This window comes from Enterococcus sp. AZ120, assembly GCF_050546165.1.
Lineage (GTDB): Bacteria > Bacillota > Bacilli > Lactobacillales > Enterococcaceae > Enterococcus > Enterococcus faecalis.
The window spans coordinates 672,566-694,971 of sequence record NZ_CP172950.1; the positions used below are offsets into that span (position 1 = coordinate 672,566).

Annotated in this window: 23 protein-coding genes and 1 other annotated feature; of the genes, 13 read left to right on the forward strand and 10 right to left on the reverse strand. The window is 37.9% G+C overall.

The genetic code is table 11. The features are described from left to right. Positions 1 to 148: 148 nt before the first annotated feature. Positions 149 to 2,746 carry a bifunctional acetaldehyde-CoA/alcohol dehydrogenase gene (adhE, locus tag IGJ46_RS03235; RefSeq protein WP_002388933.1) on the forward strand — a complete coding sequence of 866 codons (2,598 nt, stop codon included), beginning with the start codon at positions 149 to 151 and terminating at the stop codon, positions 2,744 to 2,746. 44 nt (positions 2,747 to 2,790) lie between these two features. Here adhE and fni read toward each other — a convergent pair whose 3' ends face one another. The 6 genes from fni to IGJ46_RS03265 form a co-directional block, all read right to left on the reverse strand. After that, entirely contained in the window at positions 2,791 to 3,834 is a 1,044-nt protein-coding gene (gene fni / locus IGJ46_RS03240) for a type 2 isopentenyl-diphosphate Delta-isomerase (protein WP_002399734.1), read from the reverse strand. Continuing rightward, on the reverse strand, positions 3,818 to 4,924 hold the full coding sequence (locus IGJ46_RS03245; protein WP_002355777.1) for a phosphomevalonate kinase: 1,107 nt from the start codon (positions 4,922 to 4,924) through the stop codon (positions 3,818 to 3,820). Before IGJ46_RS03245 ends, fni begins: the two co-directional genes overlap by 17 nt. Before the next feature lie 2 nt (positions 4,925 to 4,926). Further along, positions 4,927 to 5,922 (reverse strand): diphosphomevalonate decarboxylase, encoded by a 996-nt coding sequence (gene mvaD, locus IGJ46_RS03250; protein WP_002355778.1) that lies wholly within the window; start codon positions 5,920 to 5,922, stop codon positions 4,927 to 4,929. Beyond that, on the reverse strand, positions 5,922 to 6,866 hold the full coding sequence (gene mvk / locus IGJ46_RS03255) for a mevalonate kinase (protein WP_002370727.1): 945 nt from the start codon (positions 6,864 to 6,866) through the stop codon (positions 5,922 to 5,924). Before mvk ends, mvaD begins: the two co-directional genes overlap by 1 nt. Positions 6,867 to 7,135: 269 nt before the next feature. Then, entirely contained in the window at positions 7,136 to 7,771 is a 636-nt protein-coding gene (locus IGJ46_RS03260; protein WP_002355781.1) for a pentapeptide repeat-containing protein, read from the reverse strand. Beyond that, positions 7,768 to 8,841, reverse strand: coding sequence for an FUSC family protein (locus IGJ46_RS03265; protein WP_075582795.1), 1,074 nt, complete (start codon positions 8,839 to 8,841; stop codon positions 7,768 to 7,770). The genes IGJ46_RS03260 and IGJ46_RS03265 overlap by 4 nt, the downstream gene beginning before the upstream one ends. A 243-nt stretch (positions 8,842 to 9,084) precedes the next feature. On the opposite strand from IGJ46_RS03265, the gene opp1A reads away from it, so the two are divergent. Continuing rightward, a complete protein-coding gene (opp1A, locus tag IGJ46_RS03270; protein WP_002402970.1) occupies positions 9,085 to 10,755 on the forward strand; it encodes an oligopeptide ABC transporter substrate-binding protein Opp1A in 1,671 nt (556 codons plus the stop codon). Between the two features lie 78 nt (positions 10,756 to 10,833). Here the strand turns inward: opp1A and IGJ46_RS03275 are convergent, their stop codons facing one another. Continuing rightward, positions 10,834 to 11,184 (reverse strand): DUF3899 domain-containing protein, encoded by a 351-nt coding sequence (locus IGJ46_RS03275; protein WP_002355784.1) that lies wholly within the window; start codon positions 11,182 to 11,184, stop codon positions 10,834 to 10,836. A gap of 90 nt (positions 11,185 to 11,274) precedes the next feature. On the opposite strand from IGJ46_RS03275, the gene opp1B reads away from it, so the two are divergent. The 8 genes from opp1B to rplT all read left to right on the forward strand — a co-directional run bounded on the left by opp1B (position 11,275) and on the right by rplT (position 18,059). Beyond that, complete coding sequence (opp1B, locus tag IGJ46_RS03280) at positions 11,275 to 12,216, forward strand: oligopeptide ABC transporter permease Opp1B (RefSeq protein ID WP_002381304.1); 942 nt, start codon at positions 11,275 to 11,277, stop codon at positions 12,214 to 12,216. Then, positions 12,216 to 13,268, forward strand: a complete 1,053-nt coding sequence (opp1C, locus tag IGJ46_RS03285) for an oligopeptide ABC transporter permease Opp1C (RefSeq protein WP_002355787.1) — start codon at positions 12,216 to 12,218, stop codon at positions 13,266 to 13,268. Before opp1B ends, opp1C begins: the two co-directional genes overlap by 1 nt. 9 nt (positions 13,269 to 13,277) lie before the next feature. Continuing rightward, on the forward strand, positions 13,278 to 14,336 hold the full coding sequence (gene opp1D / locus IGJ46_RS03290) for an oligopeptide ABC transporter ATP-binding protein Opp1D (RefSeq protein WP_002355794.1): 1,059 nt from the start codon (positions 13,278 to 13,280) through the stop codon (positions 14,334 to 14,336). Beyond that, positions 14,336 to 15,292, forward strand: coding sequence for an oligopeptide ABC transporter ATP-binding protein Opp1F (gene opp1F / locus IGJ46_RS03295; RefSeq protein ID WP_002361357.1), 957 nt, complete (start codon positions 14,336 to 14,338; stop codon positions 15,290 to 15,292). The genes opp1D and opp1F overlap by 1 nt, the downstream gene beginning before the upstream one ends. A 40-nt stretch (positions 15,293 to 15,332) precedes the next feature. Beyond that, the gene (locus tag IGJ46_RS03300; protein ID WP_002355796.1) at positions 15,333 to 16,403 is read left to right on the forward strand and encodes an RNA-guided endonuclease TnpB family protein; all 1,071 of its coding nucleotides are present in this window, start codon (positions 15,333 to 15,335) and stop codon (positions 16,401 to 16,403) included. 213 nt (positions 16,404 to 16,616) lie between these two features. Then, positions 16,617 to 16,748, forward strand: a sequence feature (ribosomal protein L20 leader region). A gap of 55 nt (positions 16,749 to 16,803) precedes the next feature. After that, entirely contained in the window at positions 16,804 to 17,325 is a 522-nt protein-coding gene (infC, locus tag IGJ46_RS03305) for a translation initiation factor IF-3 (RefSeq protein ID WP_002355797.1), read from the forward strand. A gap of 113 nt (positions 17,326 to 17,438) precedes the next feature. Continuing rightward, positions 17,439 to 17,639 (forward strand): 50S ribosomal protein L35, encoded by a 201-nt coding sequence (rpmI, locus tag IGJ46_RS03310; RefSeq protein WP_002355798.1) that lies wholly within the window; start codon positions 17,439 to 17,441, stop codon positions 17,637 to 17,639. Positions 17,640 to 17,699: 60 nt separating this feature from the next. Then, positions 17,700 to 18,059, forward strand: a complete 360-nt coding sequence (gene rplT / locus IGJ46_RS03315) for a 50S ribosomal protein L20 (protein ID WP_002355799.1) — start codon at positions 17,700 to 17,702, stop codon at positions 18,057 to 18,059. Between the two features lie 46 nt (positions 18,060 to 18,105). Here the strand turns inward: rplT and IGJ46_RS03320 are convergent, their stop codons facing one another. Next, entirely contained in the window at positions 18,106 to 18,486 is a 381-nt protein-coding gene (locus IGJ46_RS03320) for an MmcQ/YjbR family DNA-binding protein (RefSeq protein ID WP_002385048.1), read from the reverse strand. Between the two features lie 67 nt (positions 18,487 to 18,553). Between IGJ46_RS03320 and IGJ46_RS03325 the strand changes: the two genes are divergently transcribed. The 3 genes from IGJ46_RS03325 (at position 18,554) to IGJ46_RS03335 (ending at position 20,008) form a co-directional block, all read left to right on the forward strand. Further along, positions 18,554 to 18,913 (forward strand): DUF1304 domain-containing protein, encoded by a 360-nt coding sequence (locus tag IGJ46_RS03325; RefSeq protein ID WP_002366296.1) that lies wholly within the window; start codon positions 18,554 to 18,556, stop codon positions 18,911 to 18,913. Positions 18,914 to 18,980: 67 nt separating this feature from the next. Next, complete coding sequence (locus IGJ46_RS03330; protein WP_002370719.1) at positions 18,981 to 19,475, forward strand: GNAT family N-acetyltransferase; 495 nt, start codon at positions 18,981 to 18,983, stop codon at positions 19,473 to 19,475. A gap of 17 nt (positions 19,476 to 19,492) precedes the next feature. After that, positions 19,493 to 20,008: a GrpB family protein gene (locus tag IGJ46_RS03335; RefSeq protein WP_002361365.1), complete on the forward strand. Its 516-nt coding sequence runs from the start codon at positions 19,493 to 19,495 to the stop codon at positions 20,006 to 20,008. A 15-nt stretch (positions 20,009 to 20,023) separates the two neighbouring features. On the opposite strand, the gene IGJ46_RS03340 is transcribed toward IGJ46_RS03335, so the two are convergent. Continuing rightward, on the reverse strand, positions 20,024 to 21,199 hold the full coding sequence (locus IGJ46_RS03340; RefSeq protein ID WP_375343099.1) for a SulP family inorganic anion transporter: 1,176 nt from the start codon (positions 21,197 to 21,199) through the stop codon (positions 20,024 to 20,026). 93 nt (positions 21,200 to 21,292) lie between these two features. Then, the gene (locus tag IGJ46_RS03345) at positions 21,293 to 22,321 is read right to left on the reverse strand and encodes a YeiH family protein (RefSeq protein WP_002355805.1); all 1,029 of its coding nucleotides are present in this window, start codon (positions 22,319 to 22,321) and stop codon (positions 21,293 to 21,295) included. Positions 22,322 to 22,406 lie beyond the last annotated feature (85 nt).

Here is a 22,406-nt window from a genome sequence, read left to right on the forward strand (position 1 = left end):
AATAGGTCTTTTTTTGAGATAAAAAAAATTATAAATAGTTGTGAAAAATATCACAAAAACTATTTACAAGATTCATTTTATGTTGTATGATGTGAATGTGAAATAGTTAACAAAGTTTTTTTAAAATGAAACTCTTAGGAGGATGAACATGGTTAAAACAGTAAAAAAAGAAAAGACAGAAACGGTTGATGTTTCATCAATGATTGATGAATTAGCAACAAAAGCGAATGTCGCTTTAAAAGCAATGGAAGATTTTACACAAGAACAAGTAGATCACATTGTCCATCAAATGGCGATGGCGGCGTTAGACCAACATATGCCTTTAGCAAAAATGGCTGTCGAAGAAACTGGCCGTGGAATCTATGAAGATAAAGCAATCAAAAATATGTATGCATCTGAATACATTTGGAATAATATTAAACATGATAAAACTGTGGGTGTAATTAACAAAGACGAACAAACCGGCTTAATGGAAATTGCTGAGCCAGTTGGCGTGGTATGTGGGGTCACACCAACAACGAACCCAACGTCAACAACTATTTTTAAATCACTAATTGCCTTAAAAACAAGAAATCCAATTGTTTTTGCTTTCCATCCTAGCGCACAAAAATGTTCGGCAGAAGCGGCACGTATTGTACGGGATGCGGCGATTGCAGCAGGTGCACCAGAAAATTGTATTCAATGGATTGAACAACCATCGATTGATGCAACATCTGCTTTGATGAATCATCCAGGGATTGCCATTGTTTTAGCAACTGGTGGCGCAGGCATGGTAAAATCTGCATACTCAACAGGTAAACCAGCACTAGGCGTTGGTCCTGGGAACGTACCAGCTTATATTGAAAAAACGGCTAAAGTAAAACGTGCGGTTAATGATTTAATTGTTTCAAAATCATTTGATAATGGAATGATTTGTGCTTCTGAGCAAGCGGTCATTGTGGATAAAGAAATTTATGCTTCTGTCAAAGCTGAGTTTGAAGCACACAATGTTTACTTCGTGAAACCGAATGAATTACAAAAACTAGAAGATGCAGTGATGAATGAAGGCAAATACGCAGTAAATCCAGCGATTGTCGGTAACTCTGCAGAAAAAATTGCTGAATTAGCAGGAATTAGCGTACCAAAAGGCACAAAAATTTTAGTCGCTGAATTAGAAGGTGCAGGTCCAGAATATCCATTATCAAGAGAAAAATTATCGCCAGTTTTAGCAATGATGAAATCAAACAACGCAGAGCATGCTTTTGAACTATGTGAAGCGATGTTAAACTTAGGTGGTTTAGGACATACAGCAGTAATTCATACAGAAGATGAAGAGTTACAAGTTGCTTTTGGTTTACGTATGAAAGCTTGTCGTATTTTAGTGAATACTCCATCAGCAGAAGGCGGTATCGGTAACATTTATAACGAAATGATTCCATCCTTAACACTTGGTTGTGGTTCATACGGGAAAAACTCTGTTTCTAAAAACGTATCAGCCATTAACTTAATTAATATTAAAACGGTAGCGAAACGGAGAAATAATATGCAATGGTTTAAATTACCTCCAAAAATTTTCTTTGAAAAAAATTCTTTACAATATCTACAAAAAATGGAAAATGTTGAACGTGTCATGTTAGTTTGTGACCCAGGTATGGTTCAATTTGGCTATGCAGATATCGTACGTAAAGAGCTACAAAAACGTAAAAATGATGTGAAAATCGAAGTATTTTCTGATGTTGAACCAAACCCATCAACAAATACTGTTTATGCAGGTACCAAAATGATGGTTGATTTCCAACCAGATACAGTGATTGCCTTGGGTGGCGGTTCTGCAATGGATGCGGCGAAAGGCATGTGGATGTTCTATGAACACCCAGATACAGAGTTCTTTGGTGCAAAACAAAAATTCTTAGATATCCGCAAACGGACATATAAAATTGCCAAACCAGAAAAAACACAATTTGTTTGTATCCCAACTACTTCAGGAACTGGTTCAGAAGTTACACCATTTGCCGTTATTACTGATAGTGAAACACACGTGAAATATCCGTTAGCAGACTATGCGTTAACACCAGATGTAGCGATTGTTGATCCACAGTTCGTAATGTCTGTGCCAGCTTCAGTCACTGCAGATACAGGTATGGATGTTTTAACACATGCTATTGAATCTTATGTTTCCGTGATGGCTTCAGATTACACACGTGGTTTAAGTTTACAAGCAATCAAGTTAGTTTTCGATCATTTAGAAAATTCAGTGAAACGTCCAGATATGGAATCTCGCGAAAAAATGCATAATGCATCAACCATGGCAGGGATGGCATTTGCCAATGCATTCTTAGGTATTTGTCACTCTATTGCTCATAAAATTGGTGGGGAATATGGCATTCCACATGGTCGTACAAATGCGATTTTATTACCACATATTATTCGTTACAATGCGAAAGATCCATCAAAACACGCAATGTTCCCTAAATATGATTACTTCCGCGCCGATACTGATTATGCAGACATTGCAAAATTCTTAGGCTTAAAAGGAAATACTACCGCAGAATTAGTAGAAGCTTTAGCAACAGCAGTAGCAGACTTAGGTAAATCAGTCGGAATTGACATGAACTTGAAAGCCCAAGGTGTCTCACAAGAAACATTAGACACAACGGTTGATCGTATGGCAGAACTTGCATATGAAGACCAATGTACAACTGCAAATCCGAAAGAACCATTAATTAGTGAACTAAAACAAATTATCTTAGATGCTTATGTAGGATAAAAGAACTCAAATAAAGAGACCAGAACATTAATGTTCTGGTCTCTTTAACGTTTTGCGAAAACAGTGCTGTCGATACCACGGTTATGACACCAATTAACTAAAACTGGATCGAGGACAAGTGCGGTACTCGTCAATTCTTCTGTCGTCTTTTTTCCTAAAAGAGTATAAAGCATTTTCACTTCTTCTTGCCATTGCTGTACAAGGGCTAAGGTATTTTCTAAACCATTTTTACTCATAAGGGAAGCTAAGATAGTCCCAGCAACTCCCATGCTTTTGGCACCTAAAGCGAGTCCTTTGACAATATCAAGAGAGTTACGCACACCGCCAGAGCCGAGAATAGTTAGTTTCTTTTGCCAATTTTGTGATTCCAGAAGAGAGATGACCGTTGATTGCCCCCAATCATCTAAGAAAGAAAGTTCTCGTTTCTTCCGCCGGGCATTTTCAATTTGTGTAAAACTCGTTCCGCCTTGGCCGCTCACATCCGCTGCTTGAACGCCGATAGAGGTAAGTTTTTCTAAGGTTTCTTGGCTCATGCCAAAGCCAACCTCTTTGACAATGACAGGCACTTCTACGGCCTGTACGATAGCTTCAATTTTGGTTAGCCAATTAGTGAAATCACGATCTCCTTCAGGCATGACCAATTCTTGGGGCACATTTACATGGATTTGTAAGGCATTCGCTTGAAATAAATCAAGCGCTCGCTTTGCTTCTTCCACACCCAAGCCTGCACCAATATTGGCAAAAATGAGTCCATCTGGGTTTTCTTTTCGCATAATTTGATACGTATCCGCTAAACTAGCATCTTTTAACGCTGCCGAGACAGATCCTGTCGCAACTAAAAGGCCAGTTTCTTTGGCAATAATGCCTAATTGCTGATTAATTTCTTTTGCACGCTGGCTACCACCTGTCATTGCATTGACATAAAAAGGTTGGGGAAGCTGAAAAGAAAGAAACGAAGTGGAAATATCCACTTCGTTAACAGCGGATTCAGCAAACGATTGGTGAACAAAACGCACACGATCAAAGTCATTACTTTTTTCTTTGTGGAACGCTTTAGCTAATGATAGATGTTCATCTTTTCGATTCATGCTTCTCCTTACACTCCTTTTGACCATAGGTATAGACGTGAAGTGGCAGTGGGGTAATTCCGTCTTTTTCCCAAGCAGTCATTAATGGTAAAATCCCAGATTTTTGGCGGAAAATTACAATCCCACAATCGCCCCCGCCAGCGCCAGAAGATTTCGCAGCTCCTGTATAAGATTCAGCCAAATCACAAAGATTTTTCAAGGCTTCTGTTTCGATTACCACACCAGTCAGTGAAGATAATTCGGCGAGCAATTGGCGATTTTTAGTAATTTGTTTTTGAATAACAGAAATTTTTCCTGTGTTAAAGCCATTAATCATTGTTTCGACACAAAGCCGACTTTTCATTAAGAACTGCTCATAAGCCGCTTGTTTTTCTTCTTTTGATTGATGAACTCGATCAACTAAGTCTGAAGTGGACGCAGGACTACCTGTCCAACCAATTAGTAAACGTAGTTGTTTCGGTACTTTTAACGGAAAAATCATTAATTCAGGCCAGTCCATTGCTAACAAATCAGTTAATGTTTCAGTGGCTACTTTTTGATTGACCCAATCATGATCGAAGGTTGAAAAGGCAATCCAGCCCCCGTAACAGCTGGCGGCGATATCTCCGCAAGAACCATTTCCTTGAACGGCTAAGTGAGCTAATGCTGATAATTTGAAAATTTCCTCATTTTCCAAACCTAAGTCATAAAAAATATTCAAGGCTTTGACAGTTCCAACGGTTACTGCACCGCTTGAACCAAGACCATATTTTCGTCCATTTGAACTATCTAATTCACTCGTCACTTTTAAATGATAAAATGACAATTCTTTGTTTTGCTCTTGCGCATATTTTTCAGTTAGATGAATCGCCGCTAAAACATAATGAAAAGGATTTTCGCGAATATCTAATACAAGCTCACCATTTCGGCGTGTCCAACGAATAGGTAAAGAGCTGTATTGTGCAGATTGAATACTGCCTTCATCTGTTGTTTCTTCGACAGTTACAGTTACGAATTGATCCACAGCAACGATAATGGCAGGGTGGCCAGGTTCAACAACGGCATATTCTCCTGCAATAAATAACTTTCCTGGCGTAGTAACTTCAATCATGCTTATTTATCCATTCCTTTCGTTTCAAACAATTCAATTCCGGGACCAGCAAAAGCTGGGACTAACTGCTCTTTTGAAAAATGTTCACTTAAAAATGTTTTTAATGCTTCTAAGTTTTTCTTTTCGACTAAGACCTTGACATTCGGACCTGCATCCATTGTAAAGTAGCAAGGAATTCCTTTGGCCCGTGCTTGGCGAACTAAAGCCATCGCTTGTAAGCTGCCTGGGGACCAGTAAGTAAATGGCGGGACAGCGCCTAAGGTGGTTCCATGCATCCTTAACCCATTGGCTTCAATGATTTCTCCTAAACGAGGGAAGTCTTTTGTTTTAATTGCTTCATGAACTTGGGATAAATCTTTTTCCACATTGTCCAACCAACCTTGATAAAAGCTAGAAGTTTCTACTGTTCGTTTCATTCCATCACGGCTGGAAACATCTTTTTCGCCATCATTAATTAAGATAAAGAGCATGGCCAATTCGTTTTCCCAATTATTGGCTGGAATATTTTCAGCAAACGACGTTTCATCAGAGTGGCCTTTGTTCCATTGAGCAAAACCACCAAAAATGCTGCGACAAGCAGAACCTGAACCACGTCGCGCTAAACGTGATAAGTCTTTTGCTGAAAGATTTAATCCTAAGGCTACGTTACAGGCCCCTGCTAAAGCAGCTAGACCACTCGCTGAAGAAGCCAAACCAGCTGCAGTAGGCACAAAATTTTGACTTTCCACTTTTGCAAACCAAGTACAATCGGCTTGTTGACGAACAAGATTCAAAAATTCTTTGACTTTTTTTGTTTGTTTTTCGTTTTGCAAGATACCATCTAAAATAAATACATCTTCTGAATAATGGGCATCAAATGTCACAGTTGTTTCTGTGTAAAAGGCATCTAATGTTAATGATAAACTACTATTCATTGGTAAAATGTATTCTTCATTGGCTTTTCCCCAATATTTAATCAGAGCAATATTTGTATGCGCTCGTGCTTTTCCTGAAAGCATTACTTTTTCACCTCTAATGATTGAATCCATGTAGCAACAGCTCCATTTTCTTCTAAAGTCTGTGCAATGGTTTGTGCGGTCTTTTTATTATCTGTTAAGGCAATCATACAGCCACCGCGACCGCCGCCGGTTAATTTTGCTCCTAGAGCGCCATGTTCTAGAGAGAGAGCCACTAGTCGATCCAGCATATCGTTGCTGACGGTTAATTGCTGGAGTTGCTCTTGCGCTAATGTCATTAGCTGACCTAATTTTTGTTTATCATCTTGTAAAATTGCCTGCTTCGCTTCTTTAGTAAAAGAACCTAATTGTTTCATTGTTTCAGCGATTGCTGTGGGATTATTTTGAGCTAGCTGCGCAATGTCTTTCACTGCTTCACGTGTTTGACCTTTAATTCCCGTATCAGCTACTACTAAGTAGGCATTAGATAAATTCATCGAGAAATGTGTGGGCGGAAATCCTCTAGTAAAAAATAAGGGATCAGCGCCGCTTGTTGCTGCGGCATCGATACCACTAGGATTGCCATGAGCAATTTTCTCACTTAAGGAAACAAGCTCAAACAATTCTTGATATGTATAAGCGTAATCAAAATAATCAAAAAGGCTTCGAACGATGGCCACAGCGGTTGCTGCGCTTGAGCCCATTCCTCGTTCAGCGGGAATCGTACTTGTTAAGGTCAAAGTGCCTTTAAATGTATCTTCCTTTAAAAAATGTAAGGTTTGCTGAACAACTTCCTTGATATTTGCTAGCTCTTGGGGCACGTCTTCAAGCAATCCTGTAAAATATGCACAATCAATCTGCATAGTTTTTGCTGGGGTATAGACGGCTGTGATTTCTGTCGCTTGAAAAGGAAAGGCGATTGCTGGTTCGCCGTAAACAACGGCGTGTTCCCCCATTAAAATAATTTTTCCCGTCGCTTGACCGAGGCCTTGTTTTTTTATATTCATTCACTGACATTCCTTTTGAGTAGAATCGAGTATAGGACAAAAGACGTTCTTGGATTAGAAGAACGTTTGTCATAATCTCTTCATGATTTATAGGAAATGATTCCAAAAGTTTCTCTTGTTCCAAAAAAAGAGATTGCTTAACCTAAGATAGTTTACCTAAAAATAAGGCACAAGTAAAATGGTTCCGTTGGTTTTTCCAAAAAATTAATAACAATTTAATAAGAAAGAACCGACAGAACCAGTTATTCGGCTATTTTTTTAAAATTTTCTTAGGTAATCACCAAACCAAGGGCACTTGCCAAATAAATGGCTTGTTCAGGGGTGACTTTAAGACCTGATAAATAGTTTGGTGAGAAAGTCAAGCGTTCAAAGGTGTTTTGGGAAAAATCCAATCCTTTTAAAGAAGTATTTAACCAATTACTTTCGGTTAAATCGCAAGCTTCTAGAAGGAGTTTCTTCCAGGTGACCTCGAAAAATTCACTTTCGACTAAACGTGTCTGATTAAAGTGAACAAGATTAAAATTTGCAAAACGAAAAGAAGCATAATCGGCTTTGCAATCTTCAAATAGACAATCTTTTAAATAGCTATCTGCAAAATTCGTTCCTGTCAAATTGCAACGAAGGAAAGTCACTCGATGAAAACTGCCAGACAGCCATTCGACGTTAGAAAAATCGCAAGCTTCAAAACGCACATTACTACAATCAAAAGAAGCAAACTGGCCATTTGCTAATGAAAGATGATCGAAAACAGCATCCCGAAAGACTAAGTTACGAACTTCTTGATTCGGTAAATCAATCTGCTGATACAAATGATTTTCTAAGATTGCCTCATCTTCTAATTGACAGTTCGTTAATAGAGGAAGTTGTTCTGGCAAATTTGGTGGCAAGGGATAAGTTATTTTCATAAAACGCCTCTTTCTTCTTGTTGATTTTCAAAGGTTTCATCAATTGAGTAGGCCCGATTATAGAAACGTAGCGCAGTTGTGAAAACATAAGCGCCGGCAAAACCAAGTAAACTACCTAACACAATCCCGACTAATCGATAGTTTAAAAGATTACTAATGACTTGCTGTCGTGCAAGATTTGATAATAATAAGGACATCGGGGTAATAAAAAAGCTGGCAATCGCATAGTTTCTGTTAATGAATCCTTCAAAAGCTGCATACAGAATACTAATGATACCGATTGTTTGTAAAGGTGTAAAGGGAATCATTAATAAAATTGCAGAAAGCAACAAACCAAGACTCGTACCTAGAATCCGTTGAACATTTCGCTGCATCACAGAATGTAAATTTTCCCCTTGTAAAATGGCTGCGCAAGTAAACGTCATCCAATAGGCGTTGACTAAATGAAGCGATTGACTTAAATAAGCCGCTAAAAATAAAATGGCCGCATAATGCAAAGCATCTAATAAAGAAGCGGGATCGATATAAAGTCGTTCTTGAAGAGACATCCGTTTTTGAAAAACGTAGGGGCGCTTGTCGATGAAATGAAGCACAATGCCCATGATAATGCCGGTCACTACTCCTAAAAGAACAAAACTGGCCATGATGGGAATCTTATGTAAAGGAAAATTGTTGCTTGTTCCCATTGCGGTTGACATGATAACTAACAAAGCACCAGGCTTCTCAATGCCATACAATCTAAAAAGTAAGCGTGCAAGAAAAGCGACGATGGCAATTGTAATGGGAATCAACCAAGGTACATGGTGACTTAGCATTCCTAAGCTGTTGCCCAGAACAATAAAAAAGCCAACAATATTCAGTCTGCGCAATAATTGGTGCAAAGGAAGCGGCTGATAATAAATAAACGTATAAATGCCCATCGAGCCAAAGGTCCCAATGAGTAAATTATTGGAAAAATAACCAATTAATAATGGAATTGCCATACAAATTGCGACACCAACTAACCGAAATAATTCGTCATTTGCTTTATCAATAGCAAACAAATCCTTTAAAAACGTAGAATTTTTCATATTTTGTCACTCCTTTACTTCCTAATTTACCATAATGTTTAGAAAACTGACAAAAGAATTGCAATAAAAGACAGGAAGAAAAAGAGTGGTTTCTGATAGGAAGAGAAGAAAAATTAAAAAAAGTTAACATTTTGACTTGCAATTTTAATATGAAAAATGTAAGATATATTCCATAGCAATAAATAATTATTAAATTCTGATTTTTCAGAAAATACAGATTGTATTATTTTAGGAGGCAACACTATGAAATTGAAAAAGTCATTAACATTCGGTGTGATTACATTATTTAGCGTAACAACTTTAGCGGCTTGTGGAGGCGGCGGAACGTCAGATAGCTCAAGCGCGTCTGGTGGCGGTAAGGCAAGTGGCGAACAAGTTTTACGTGTCACAGAACAACAAGAAATGCCAACAGCTGATTTATCACTAGCAACAGACAGAATTAGTTTTATTGCATTAAATAATGTATATGAAGGAATTTATCGTTTAGACAAAGATAACAAAGTCCAACCTGCAGGTGCAGCGGAAAAAGCAGAAGTTTCTGAAGATGGACTAACATACAAAATTAAATTAAACAAAGATGCAAAATGGTCAGACGGTAAACCAGTGACTGCGAATGACTATGTTTACGGATGGCAACGAACAGTTGATCCAGCGACAGCTTCTGAATATGCTTATCTGTATGCCTCTGTAAAAAATGGTGATGCCATTGCTAAAGGGGAAAAAGATAAATCAGAATTAGGAATTAAAGCAGTCAGTGATACAGAATTAGAAATCACTTTAGAAAAAGCAACACCATACTTTGATTACTTATTAGCTTTCCCATCGTTCTTCCCACAACGTCAAGATATTGTGGAAAAATATGGTAAAAATTATGCATCAAACAGCGAAAGTGCTGTCTACAATGGTCCATTCGTCTTAGACGGCTTTGATGGTCCTGGTACAGATACAAAATGGTCATTCAAGAAAAACGATCAATATTGGGATAAAGACACAGTGAAACTGGACTCAGTAGATGTGAATGTTGTGAAAGAATCACCAACCGCGTTGAACTTGTTCCAAGATGGACAAACAGACGATGTCGTTCTTTCTGGTGAATTAGCTCAACAAATGGCCAATGACCCAGCTTTTGTTAGTCAAAAAGAAGCATCAACACAATATATGGAACTAAATCAACGTGATGAAAAATCACCATTTAGAAATGCGAACTTACGTAAAGCAATTTCTTACTCAATCGACCGTAAAGCGTTAGTTGAATCAATCTTAGGGGATGGTTCTATCGAGCCAAACGGTTTAGTACCAGCAGATATGGCAAAAGACCCAAGTGGCGGCAAAGACTTTGCTAAAGAAGCAGGTAGTCAAATTGAATATGATACGAAAAAAGCTAAAGAATACTGGGAAAAAGCGAAAAAAGAATTGGGGATTTCAACCTTAACAATGGATATTCTTTCTTCAGATGCAGATTCTTCTAAGAAAACAGTTGAATTTGTTCAAGGGTCAATTCAAGATGCTTTAGATGGTGTGAAGGTAACGGTTAGTCCGGTTCCATTCTCCGTTCGTTTAGATCGTTCAAACAAAGGCGACTTTGATGCAGTAATCGGTGGTTGGAGTGCTGACTATGCTGATCCAAGTAGTTTCTTAGACTTATTTGCTTCAGATAACTCATATAACCGTGGACGTTATAACAATCCAGAGTTTGACAAGTTAGTGAAAGCTGCAAGTAGTGCAGATGCGACAGATCCTGAAAAACGTTGGGATGATATGTTAAATGCAGAGAAAACGATTATGGGAGACATGGGTGTGGTACCATTATTCCAAAAATCAGAAGCGCATTTACGTGCTGAAAAAGTCAAAGATGTCGCAGTTCATCCTGCTGGCGCAACGTATGACTACAAATGGGCATACATTTCAGAATAACCTGACAAAAGATCGATAGCAAACAAAAAAGGACCTTTGCCATGGAATAAAAGGCAACGGTCCTCTTGCTATCTTGTCTTAGACCAAGTAAAATAGTAGAAAGCCTAAAGACAGAATCAGTAAGATGCCCCCAGTTTTTAGCCAGAAAGAGCGATGTGCATCGCCAATGACTGAAAGCGGGATAAACTCTTTCGGTTCATTTTTCTTTTTAAAACGAAACGCGTTTTTCATTGAGCGCTGAAAGTTATCGAAAAAGCCAGAGGACATAATCCATAAAGCAATGCCGATAATTAAAAAGAAAAGCGAAACGATAAAGAAGGTATCTGATAATGAGGAGGTAGTGATAGGTTCTTTACTTATTAATAAGTAAAGAAAAATGCCGATACTGGAAATAACGGCTGTAATAATTGGCCATTTAAAAGTTTTCATGTGTTCACCCTATCTATTATTGTGGTCTATCTAGTCATTACTTTAACGAAAATAACTGAGGAAGTCAAAAAAATCTCGGAGGTGTCATTATTGAATAGTTTTGGAAAATATTTTCTTAAACGGATCTTTTTCATGATTATCACTTTGTGGTTAATCGCAACGATTACGTTTTTCTTAATGCAATTATTACCAGGTACGCCTTATACCAACCAAGAAAAACTTAGTCCAGAAACAATCGCTATGTTGAATAAACAATCTGGCTTAGATAAACCAGTGATTGTTCAATACGGAATTTACTTAAAGAACCTGGTAACGGGAGACTTTGGTATTTCATTCCAATTTAAAAACCAACCTGTTGCTAAGTTATTAGCTGGTCGAATTGGACCATCCCTTCAACTGGGAGGACAAGCGATTATCTTTGGTACGTTAGTCGGTATTTTATTGGGGATTATCGCAGCGATGCGTCAAAATACTTGGGTAGATACGTTGGCAACATTGTTAGCCATTTTAGGTCGTTCTATTCCAAACTTTGTTTTCGCGGTATTATTACAATACATTTTTGCAATGAAATTAAGAATCTTACCAATTGCTATGTGGAATGGTTTTGCATACACAATCTTGCCAACTATTGCCTTGGCAATGAGTCCAATGGCCGATTCGGCTAGGTTTATTCGAACCGAGATGGTAGAGGTCTTGCATAGTGATTATGTCGAATTAGCCAAAGCAAAAGGCTTGAGTCGCTGGCAAGTTGCATTCCGCCACGGGTTAAGAAACAGTTTAATTCCATTGATTACCTTATTAGGACCTTTAGCCGTTGGTTTAATGACAGGTTCTTTAGTAGTAGAAAATATTTTTGCCATCCCTGGAATTGGGGAACAGTTTGTAAAATCAATTATGACAAACGACTATCCAACAATTATGGCAGTAACTATTTTGTATTCAACAATGTTAGTTGTTGTAATTCTGATTGTTGACTTACTTTATGGTTTAATTGATCCAAGAATTCGCGTATCAGGAGGTGCAAAAGGCTAATGGAAACAGTCAATAAAAATAATCTACCACAAGCGATTAAAGATATTCCGGCAGATGAGTTTCAGCCTCTAAACACTTCAACTCTAAAAGAAAGAGAGCGTATTGCCACACCGTCTTTAAGTTTCTTACAAGACTCATGGCGTCGTTTGAAAAAGAATAAAGCTGCAGTTATCTCAATGAGTTTCTTAGCAGTTATTATCTTTATCTCTATTATTACCATTTGGGTTTCACCACATAACCCAACGAAACAAAATGTTTCTTACATTAACTTACCACCACGAATTCCTGGCTTGGAAAGCGTGAATGGTTTAAATGGTAAAACAACAGTTGCTGGTCAATTAGTTGATAAATATGCACAAGCAAACGTTCCAGATAACGTAAACTTTTATCTAGGAACAGATGGTTTAGGTCGTGATGTCCTAAGTCGTTTATTTATGGGAACACGTATTTCCTTATTAATTGCGTTTATCGCGGCGATTCTAGATATTACGATTGGGGTAACGTATGGACTGATTTCCGGGTTAGTCGGCGGTCGTGTCGATACAGTAATGCAACGTATTTTAGAAGTTCTTTCTGGTATTCCTAACTTAGTTGTTATGATCTTGATGCTAACAGTCTTTGATCCAGGGATTGTTTCGATTGTTTTAGCCATGGTTATTACAAACTGGATATCAATGGCCAGGATTGTGCGAGCCCAGACCATGAAACTAAAAGACCAAGAGTTTGTCATGGCAGCAGAAACATTGGGCGAATCTCGTTGGAAAATTGCTATTAAACATATTTTACCGAATATCTCAAGTGTTATTATTGTCCAAATGATGTTCAGTATCCCATCGGCAATTTTCTTTGAAGCGTTCCTAAGTTTTATTGGGTTAGGCTTACGTCCACCAACCGCATCTTTAGGAACCTTGTTAAACGAAGGATACAAAACTTTCCGTTTCCTTCCATATTTAATGTGGATTCCAGCGGCAACACTTTCAGTTATCATGATTTGTTTCAACTTGTTAGCTGATGGTTTACGTGACGCATTTGATCCTAAGATGAAAGAGTAAGAGTGGTGAATGACTATGGAAAAAGTATTAGAAGTTAAAGACTTAAGAATCTCCTTTGATACATTTGCAGGTAAAGTCAACGCCATTCGTGGTGTGAGTTTTGATCTTTATAAAGGTGAAACGTTAGCCATCGTAGGTGAATCAGGGAGTGGTAAATCTGTTACAACTCGCAGTATTATGCGTTTGTTGAGCAGTAATGCCAATATTGATAACGGGGAAATTTTGTTTAAAGGGCAAGATATTGTTCATAAAACAGAAAAACAAATGCAAGCCATTCGTGGTAAAGAAATCGCAATGATTTTCCAAGATCCGATGACTTCATTAGACCCAACGATGCCAATTGGCAAACAAGTGGCGGAATCATTAATCAAACATAATAAAGTCTCAAAAAAAGAAGGCTTAGCGCAAGCATTAGAATTACTAAAATTAGTCGGCATTCCTAATGCTGAAAAACGTTTGAAAAACTATCCGCACCAATTTTCTGGTGGACAACGTCAACGGATTGTCATTGCAATTGCTTTAATTTGTTATCCAGAAGTTCTAATTGCAGATGAACCAACTACAGCGTTGGATGTAACCATCCAAGCACAAATTTTAGAGTTATTAAAAGATTTACAAGAAAAAATTAGCACTTCGATTATTTTCATTACCCATGATTTAGGGGTAGTAGCGAACGTGGCTGACCGTGTCGCTGTCATGTACGGTGGACGTCTGGTTGAAGTGGGAACAGCAGAAGAAATTTTCTATAATCCACAACATCCATATACTTGGGGACTTTTAGGGTCAATGCCAACGATGGAAGGAACAGAAGACAAACTTTATGCGATTCCAGGTTCACCTCCAGATTTATTAGATCCACCAACTGGAGATGCCTTCTATCCACGGAATGAGTTTGCTTTAAAAATTGATACAGAAAAAGAACCACCTTATTTTGAAGTATCACCGACACACAAAGCAGCAACGTGGTTATTAGCACCACAAGCACCAAAAGTTACGCCTCCAGCAGAGATTGTTCGTCGTTGGGCAATTTATGCAGAGCGTCAAAAAAATCCAGGAGGTAGTAATTAATGGCAGAAGAGAAAAAAGTCCTATTAGAAGTCACTGGTTTGAAACAGTATTTCAATGTTGGTCGTAAAGACGAAGTAAAAGCCATTGATGACATTAGTTTTCATATTTTTGAAGGCGAAACCTTTGGATTAGTTGGCGAATCAGGAAGTGGAAAATCAACAACTGGTCGCAGTGTCATTCGTTTATATGATCCAACTGCTGGTGAAATTCTTTTCGATGGAAAAGACATTAGCAAAATTAAATCAAAAGCGGACATGCAAGCATTCCGTCGCGATGTTCAAATGATCTTCCAAGATCCATATGCTTCATTGAATCCAAGAATGAAAGTCAATGATATTATTGCTGAAGGAATCGATGTCAATGGATTAGCTAAAACACCAAAAGAGCGGGAAGAAAAAGTCAATGAACTTTTAAAAACGGTGGGATTAAATCCAAGTCACAGTACGCGTTATCCTCATGAGTTTTCTGGTGGGCAACGTCAACGGATTGGGATTGCTCGTGCTTTAGCGGTTAATCCACGTTTTATTATCTGTGATGAGCCGATTTCGGCTTTGGATGTGTCGATTCAAGCCCAAGTAGTAAACTTATTACAAGATTTACAAAAAGAACAAGGCTTAACTTACTTGTTTATCGCACATGACTTATCGATGGTAAAACATATTAGTGACCGAATTGGCGTAATGCACAGTGGGAAATTATTGGAAATGGGCACAAGTGATGATGTCTATAATTTCGGCGTTCATCCTTATACAGAAAGTTTACTTTCTGCGATTCCATTACCAGATCCAGACTATGAACGCACACGTAAACGGATCGTTTACCAGCCTGCAGCGGCAGATGGGAAAGATCGTGAGCTCCGTGAAATTCTCAATGGACACTATGTTTATTGTGCTGAAGACGAAGTTGCAATGTACCGTGAAAAAATTGAAGAGAAGAAAAGAAAAGCTGGTTTATAACCAGCTTCTTTTCTAACTATCTTGGTAGGGTGGTTATGAGATGAAGGCTCTGAAAGCTTATAAATACAGACTTTATCCAACCTCAAAACAAGAAGAGTTTATTCAAAAAACATTTTCTTGTGTTCGCTTGGTGTATAATTTAATGTTACAAGACCGGATTGATATCTACAAAGAGATGCGAAAAAATCCTCAACAAACGTTTAAAATGCCAACGCCAGCTAAATATAAGAAACAATACCCTGTCCTCAGAGAAGTTGATAGTTTAGCCTTGGCAAATGCACAAGTTTATTTGGATCGAGCCTTTAAAAATTTTTATCGGGAAAAAGGGATGGGCTTTCCAAAAAAGAAAAAGAAAGAAACGGTGCATTCCTACACTACGAACAATCAACATGGCACGGTCAAAATTTTGGATAATCGTTATTTGAAGGTACCTAAATTGAAATCTTTAATTAAAATGAAGGTACATCGCCAACCGCTGGGGGAGATAAAATCTGTAACTATTTCTATGAGTGCGAGTCACAATTATTATGTTTCCATTTTGTGTGAAGCGCCGATTGAAACGAAAACAAAGCAACAAAAAATGGTGGGAATTTGTAGCAGTAGGGAAAAATTTGCGCTGCTTTCGAATGGTGAAAGCTTCGAAAAAAGCTATTGTTCAAAGCATTTAAAGCAAAAACTACGTCAAGAAGAACGAAAATTAAACAAGCGTAAAATGATTGCTTTAGAAAAAGGTGTCGATCTTTCGCAAGCAAAAAATTATCAAAAACAAAAAATAAAAGTCGCAAAAATTCGCGAAAAAATAGCCAACCAACGAACGGATATTTTAAACAAAATTACAACGGAATTGGTTTCAAGTTACGATGTTATTTGTATTGAAAAAGCCCATCACAGTAATGAGCGGCCGCCAAAACATGATCGTTCTGAACTGGCTTGGTCTTTATTTTTAGCTAAACTGTTGTATAAAGCACAATGGTATGGCAAAGAACTCATTTGTATTGAGTCAGAGGAGATAGAAACAGAGTTGTCTTTTTCTGAAAGTACAGAAAATTCAGAGTATCTTAGAAGCCAAAAAATCTTAGAACGTGGCTTGTCTAAACGAGAAACCTTATAAATAGAAGAACTGTAGGGACTACAGGGATCGCCTAGGGGATAGAAAATGTACACCATGTGTTGAACCATTTATTTCTAGGAAGTCACATTGGGACAGTCCACTAATTATTAATGATCAAAATACGAGTTCAAACGAATCTAGTGCTAGATTCGTTTTTTTTTGAGGAAATATATTGACAACTAGGATAAACTAAGGTAAACTAGTGAAGTTGAGAAATGAAAGCAGAAGCACCCGCTTCTCGCCTTAGTTGAGTATATCGCTGGGCTAGATAAAGTATTCCTTATTTTTTTAAGTAAGGCAGACTGTTGGCGGGTTCTGGATAGGAACCTGTTTTTTTTATTGCATTTAGCAAACAAAGCAGACTTCCGTTAGGATTTTCTCTTAAAAATTTTGGAGGTGAATGACCATAGCAAAGGATATGATGGTTAACGACGGCATTCGTGCACGCGAGTTACGTTTGATCGGACAAGATGGTGAACAATTAGGTGTAAAAACCAAAGCAGAAGCATTACAAATCGCTGAATCTGCAAACTTGGATTTAGTACTTGTAGCGCCAGGAGCGAAACCACCAGTTGCGCGAATTATGGATTATGGAAAATTCCGTTTCGAACAACAAAAGAAAGAGCGTGAAGCTCGCAAGAAACAAAAAGTGATCAACGTCAAAGAAGTTCGTTTAAGTCCAACAATTGACGTAAATGACTTCAATACAAAACTTCGTAATGCGCGTAAGTTCTTAGAAAAAGGAGACAAAGTGAAAGCTTCTATCCGTTTCAAAGGCCGTGCCATTACCCATAAAGAGATTGGTCAGAAAGTTCTTGATCGCTTAGCTGAAGAAACTGCGGACATCGCCACAGTGGAACAAAAAGCGAAAATGGACGGACGCAGCATGTTTCTAACGCTGGCACCGAAAAACGACAAGTAAACGAAGAGACCGAGCATTCGGACTTTTGGTAATTTCTACAAGAAGGATATTCGACAGTTGTGACTGTTAGAGTCTTTCACTTGAAGCAAAGATTTTGAGGAGGAAAATTAGTCATGCCAAAACAAAAAACACACCGCGGATTAGCAAAACGTGTAAAACGTACTGGTGGAGGCGGCTTAAAACGTGGCCGTGCCTTTACATCTCACCGTTTCCACGGTAAAACTAAAAAACAACGCCGTCAATTGCGTAAAGCAAGCATGGTTGCAAAAGGCGATTACAAACGTATCCGCCAACAATTAGCAAGAATGAAATAAAACAACTCGGTGACTTTTAGATTACCGTCAAGAGAAACAAGATATTAGGAGGAATTCAACATGGCACGTGTTAAAGGTGGAACAGTAACCCGTAAACGTCGTAAAAAAGTCCTTAAGTTAGCGAAAGGCTACTACGGATCAAAACATACTTTATTTAAATCAGCAAAAGAACAAGTAATGAACTCTTATTACTATGCATTCAGAGACCGTCGTCAAAAGAAACGTGACTTCCGTAAATTATGGATTGCACGTATCAACGCGGCAGCTCGCATGAATGGCTTAAGCTATTCTAAATTAATGCACGGTTTGAAATTGGCAGAGATTGATATCAACCGCAAAATGTTAGCTGACTTAGCCGTTAACGATGCAGCAGCATTTACAGCGTTAGCTGAACAAGCAAAAGACGCTTTAAGCAAATAAGCTTAAATAATCTTTCACACCCTACTCCTTGAGTAGGGTGTTTTTTTTAATAACTCCGTTGGTAACTTTCATCTATAAATGAAAAAACTTGTGAGAGCGGAATTTCTTCAGAAAGACTTAACCAATGCTCTTTATTCATATGATAGGCAGGAAAATAGCCAGGTTGGTTCTTTAATAAGGCAATCAATTCAGGCGCAAGTTTAACGGTTAAAATAGTGAGCTGCTTATTCTCGGTAGCGCCGAGCAGTTGTGCATCCAGTGGCATAATTAAAGCAAACCATTTTGCATTTCTAGGATGACGAAAGACGAGATAGTCTGGGTGTTTTTTAAAAGGAAAATCGGGCGTTATCTGATAACGTTCTTGGATATAGGCGCTAATAGTTTCTTGAAAAGTCATAGGTTTCTTCCTTTCGTTAAGGCTAGGCATATCTATTTACATCATAGCAAAAATTACATAAAATTACTTCGTTCAAAGGAATGGGAGGAGGGAGCAGATGACATTAATTTCAACAATTTTAGTAACCTTGGTGGCGGTAGAATTTTTCTACATTATGTATTTAGAAACGATTGTACCAACATCTGAGTCAACAAGCCGTGTTTTTAAGATGGATAAGCAAGAGTTACAAAGAAAATCAGTGACTACATTGTTTAAAAATCAAGGAATCTATAATGGACTAATCGGTGCAGGACTTATTTATAGTGTCTATTTTGCGCAAGCAACGATGGAGATGACAAAATTTTTATTGATTTATATTATTTTAGTGGCGGCGTACGGTAGCTTAACTAGTGATAAAAAAATTATTTTAACACAAGGCGGTTTAGCCATCGTGGCTTTGATTAGTTTACTCGTTTAGCCATCAGAGTTAATAGAGAGAGACAGTCAAATCGACAGAAAAAACACGGTTGATTTGACTATTTTTTATGGAATTGAGAGAGACAAAATGTGGTATACTTTGTTTATTAGATAGGGAGGAATTAAAAATGCTGAACCAAAAAGAAGTAAAAAAAACCGATTATCCTCAATTAATTTCTCTATGGCGTTCTTCAGTAGAAGCTACCCATTTGTTTTTGAGTCAGGCAGATATTGATAAAATCGAAGTGGTTTTACCTGATTATTTTCAACAAGTTCAATTAAGTATGTGGTTAAATGAAGAACAGAAATGTGTGGGCTTTAGTGGAACAAATCAACAAACTTTGGAAATGTTATTTATTGACCCAGTCTATTTTCGTAAAGGCTATGGTGGAGAAATTATCAAAAAGTTAATAGAGCAAGAATCAATTATCTTTGTTGATGCTAATAAACAAAATGAAGGGGCAGTGAAGTTCTATCAATCTCAAGGGTTTCAAGTAATTGGTGAATCAAAGGAAGATCCTCAAGGAAATCCGTTTCCTATTTTACATATGAAACGGATATAGAAAAGAGGGAAGAAATCATGCGGGTAATCGTTACTGAATATCAACCAGCCTGGGTGGAACAGTTTGAAGAAGAAGCCCAAGCGTTGAAACAGATTCTAAAGGAAAATTGTCTTAAAGTTGAACATATCGGTAGTACCTCTGTGCCTAATTTAGCAGCCAAACCAATTATTGATTTTTTGGTCATTGTTGAAGAAATTGAAAAAGTAGACCTGTTACAAGGGGAATTTGAAAGAATCGGTTATGAATATATGGGGGAATTTGGGCTATCAGGACGTCGTTATTTACGAAAAGGCCCGATAAAAAGAACACATCATGTGCATATTTATCAGTTTGACAATACGCAAGAAATTTTGCGCCATCTTGCTTTTCGAAATTATTTACGAGAAAATCCGGCAATTGCTACAACCTATGGTACATTAAAAAAGCAATTGGCCCAAGCACACCCCGATAGCATTGATAAATATATGGATGGCAAAGATGCGTTCATTAAGAAAATAGAAAAAGAAGCGTTGAAGAAATATTGGGAAAAATAAAAAAAGTTGCTAAAGCTAGCAACTTTTTTTTGGTTCTTTTTTGAAAAAATGATAAAGAAGACCACTTAAAAGAACACCTAGAATAATTCCAATCGCTAAATTATGCGTACAGACGATCACACCCACTGTCACGAGTAAAATAACAATTTCAGTAATTTCAAAAGTTCGGAAAAGCTGTAAACTTTCCCAATCAAAGGTGTCGACTGCCACTGTCATCATGATCCCAATCAATGTAGCTGTAGGAATGGCTACCATCACGGATTTAAAAACAAAAATGAATAGAAGGAGGGTAATACCTGAAATCAAAGTAGAAAGCCGTTTTCGTCCCCCTGATTTAACATTAATGACCGCTTGCCCGATCATCGCACAGCCAGCTTGGCCACCAAAAAAGCCGGTAATTATATTAGCGAATCCTTGCGCCTTAACTTCTCGTTGGCTATCACTTTGGCTCGCTGTCATTTTGTCCACAATGGGGATCGTCAATAAAGATTCAATTAACCCGACCATTGCTAAGGCAACAGAACTAGGTAAAATAATCCACAACGTTTCTAAGTTGACGGGTACATTAGGCCAACGGATCGCTGGATGAAACTGACTCATTTCACCAAGATCACCTACCGTTTGCAAATGACCTTTTAAAAAATAGGACAGGATAGTCATGAATAAAATAACAATTAAAGCAGGAGGCACAATTGTAATAAACTTAGGTAATAGATAAATAAGTAAGATACTACAGATAATCATACCGTAGGACCACAGTGTTTGATGGGGCAATTGTTGTACTTGCGCCATGAAAATTAAAATGGCTAACGCATTGACGAATCCGTACATCACTGTCTTGGGAATAAAGCGCATTAATTTATGGATACCTAAATAACCTAAAATAAATTGTAGAAAGCCTGTTAAAATAGTCGCAGCAAGCATGTATGACAAACCATGTGCTTGAATTAAGCCTGCAAGGACTAAGGCCATTGAGCCAGCAGACGCCGAAACCATTGCCGGACGGCCGCCCGTAAAAGTAATCACAAGTAAAGTAACAGCTGAAGCAAACACTGCAGAAAGCGGGTGAACACCAGCAATAATCGCAAACCCGATTACTTCTGGTAAAATGGCGACAGAAGAAACGAGACCCGCAAATAGATCATTTCGTTCATTACCTAACCATTCGCTTTTTTTAATACTAAATAACATCGAAAAACTCCTTTAAGTTAATAAAACCTTATTCATAATAGCATGAATAAGCTGAAATAAAAAAGTTTGACGTGTTAACGTCAAACTTTTTTATTAGAACTGTAGCAGTGCCAACAACAAAATGGCTAGGACGACTTGAACAGTTCCTACTGATAAACCATAGATTAAGAAACGTTTGCCTTCTTGGAAAAACTTTTTAAAATCGAGTCGTAACCCGATTGCTGCCAAGGCAGTAATTTCAAACCAAGAACTAAAGAAATGAGCAGTCTCACTGATCACGACGGGGAAATGAATCAAACTATTAAAGACACAGGCAATGAAAAAGCCAACTACATACCAAGGTAGGGCGCTGCTTTTTTTGGTGACTTCTACCAACTCAGCTTCTGATTCTGCCGTCTTACTTTGCTTGAAACGTCCAAATAAATAGACAACTGCTACGAGTAGGACAATCCGCATAATTTTAAAGAGCATCGCTAGTTGAACTGCGTTCTCATTGACCATATTGGCACTGGCGACAACCTGACCAACTGATTGTAAAGTCCCTCCGATTAGTGCGCTACGAGCCAACAAATTGGTACCATAGAGAATCCCACTTAAAATGGGTAAGGTCAACATTAAAACGGTACCTAATAAGTTTACTAAAGTAATGATTTGGCCTTTTTCTTCCTCATCTGCTTGAATTGCTGGAGCAATCGAAGCAATGGCAGAGGATCCACAAACGGCATTACCACCAGCCATCAATAAAGACATATTATCAGAAAAAGCCAGTTTTTTACCGATCAAATAGGCAAAAATAATGGTCAGCGACATTTGAATGAGAATAAATGCGACACCTTGTAAGCCAATTTGGGCAATCGTTTGAAAGGTCACGGTGGTTCCCAATAAAACAACAGAAAATTCTAGTAATTTACTTTCGGCTACTTTGGTTCCGCGATTTAAATTGGCACCGCGAACAAAGGTATTTCCCAAAAAGATTCCTAGTAAAATAGCTATCGTTGCGGCGCCTAAGCTAGGTAACCAGATGGCAAGAAACTTGCTAAGGCAGGCGACAAGGAAAGCTGTTAGCAAGCCGGGAAGAATTTGGAATAAAGATTGGATATAATCATTTTCTGAATTTTTCATTGAAAAAATCTCTCTTTCTTGTTCATTACTTCCAGTATAACGAAATTTTTTACATTTGAGAAATAAATAGTTAAAATAATATTTA

Excerpts from the sequence above, each read along its gene's own strand:
- adhE (WP_002388933.1), top strand. The coding sequence starts at position 149 with ATGGTTAAAACAGTAAAAAAAGAAAAGACAGAAACGGTTGATGTTTCA.
- fni (WP_002399734.1), bottom strand. The coding sequence starts at position 3,834 with ATGAATCGAAAAGATGAACATCTATCATTAGCTAAAGCGTTCCACAAA.
- IGJ46_RS03245 (WP_002355777.1), bottom strand. The coding sequence starts at position 4,924 with ATGATTGAAGTTACTACGCCAGGAAAGTTATTTATTGCAGGAGAATAT.
- mvaD (WP_002355778.1), bottom strand. The coding sequence starts at position 5,922 with ATGCTTTCAGGAAAAGCACGAGCGCATACAAATATTGCTCTGATTAAA.
- mvk (WP_002370727.1), bottom strand. The coding sequence starts at position 6,866 with ATGAATATAAAAAAACAAGGCCTCGGTCAAGCGACGGGAAAAATTATT.
- IGJ46_RS03260 (WP_002355781.1), bottom strand. The coding sequence starts at position 7,771 with ATGAAAATAACTTATCCCTTGCCACCAAATTTGCCAGAACAACTTCCT.
- IGJ46_RS03265 (WP_075582795.1), bottom strand. The coding sequence starts at position 8,841 with ATGAAAAATTCTACGTTTTTAAAGGATTTGTTTGCTATTGATAAAGCA.
- opp1A (WP_002402970.1), top strand. The coding sequence starts at position 9,085 with ATGAAATTGAAAAAGTCATTAACATTCGGTGTGATTACATTATTTAGC.
- IGJ46_RS03275 (WP_002355784.1), bottom strand. The coding sequence starts at position 11,184 with ATGAAAACTTTTAAATGGCCAATTATTACAGCCGTTATTTCCAGTATC.
- opp1C (WP_002355787.1), top strand. The coding sequence starts at position 12,216 with ATGGAAACAGTCAATAAAAATAATCTACCACAAGCGATTAAAGATATT.
- opp1D (WP_002355794.1), top strand. The coding sequence starts at position 13,278 with ATGACTATGGAAAAAGTATTAGAAGTTAAAGACTTAAGAATCTCCTTT.
- opp1F (WP_002361357.1), top strand. The coding sequence starts at position 14,336 with ATGGCAGAAGAGAAAAAAGTCCTATTAGAAGTCACTGGTTTGAAACAG.
- IGJ46_RS03300 (WP_002355796.1), top strand. The coding sequence starts at position 15,333 with ATGAAGGCTCTGAAAGCTTATAAATACAGACTTTATCCAACCTCAAAA.
- infC (WP_002355797.1), top strand. The coding sequence starts at position 16,804 with ATGACCATAGCAAAGGATATGATGGTTAACGACGGCATTCGTGCACGC.
- rpmI (WP_002355798.1), top strand. The coding sequence starts at position 17,439 with ATGCCAAAACAAAAAACACACCGCGGATTAGCAAAACGTGTAAAACGT.
- rplT (WP_002355799.1), top strand. The coding sequence starts at position 17,700 with ATGGCACGTGTTAAAGGTGGAACAGTAACCCGTAAACGTCGTAAAAAA.
- IGJ46_RS03320 (WP_002385048.1), bottom strand. The coding sequence starts at position 18,486 with ATGCCTAGCCTTAACGAAAGGAAGAAACCTATGACTTTTCAAGAAACT.
- IGJ46_RS03325 (WP_002366296.1), top strand. The coding sequence starts at position 18,554 with ATGACATTAATTTCAACAATTTTAGTAACCTTGGTGGCGGTAGAATTT.
- IGJ46_RS03330 (WP_002370719.1), top strand. The coding sequence starts at position 18,981 with ATGGAATTGAGAGAGACAAAATGTGGTATACTTTGTTTATTAGATAGG.
- IGJ46_RS03335 (WP_002361365.1), top strand. The coding sequence starts at position 19,493 with ATGCGGGTAATCGTTACTGAATATCAACCAGCCTGGGTGGAACAGTTT.
- IGJ46_RS03340 (WP_375343099.1), bottom strand. The coding sequence starts at position 21,199 with ATGTTATTTAGTATTAAAAAAAGCGAATGGTTAGGTAATGAACGAAAT.
- IGJ46_RS03345 (WP_002355805.1), bottom strand. The coding sequence starts at position 22,321 with ATGAAAAATTCAGAAAATGATTATATCCAATCTTTATTCCAAATTCTT.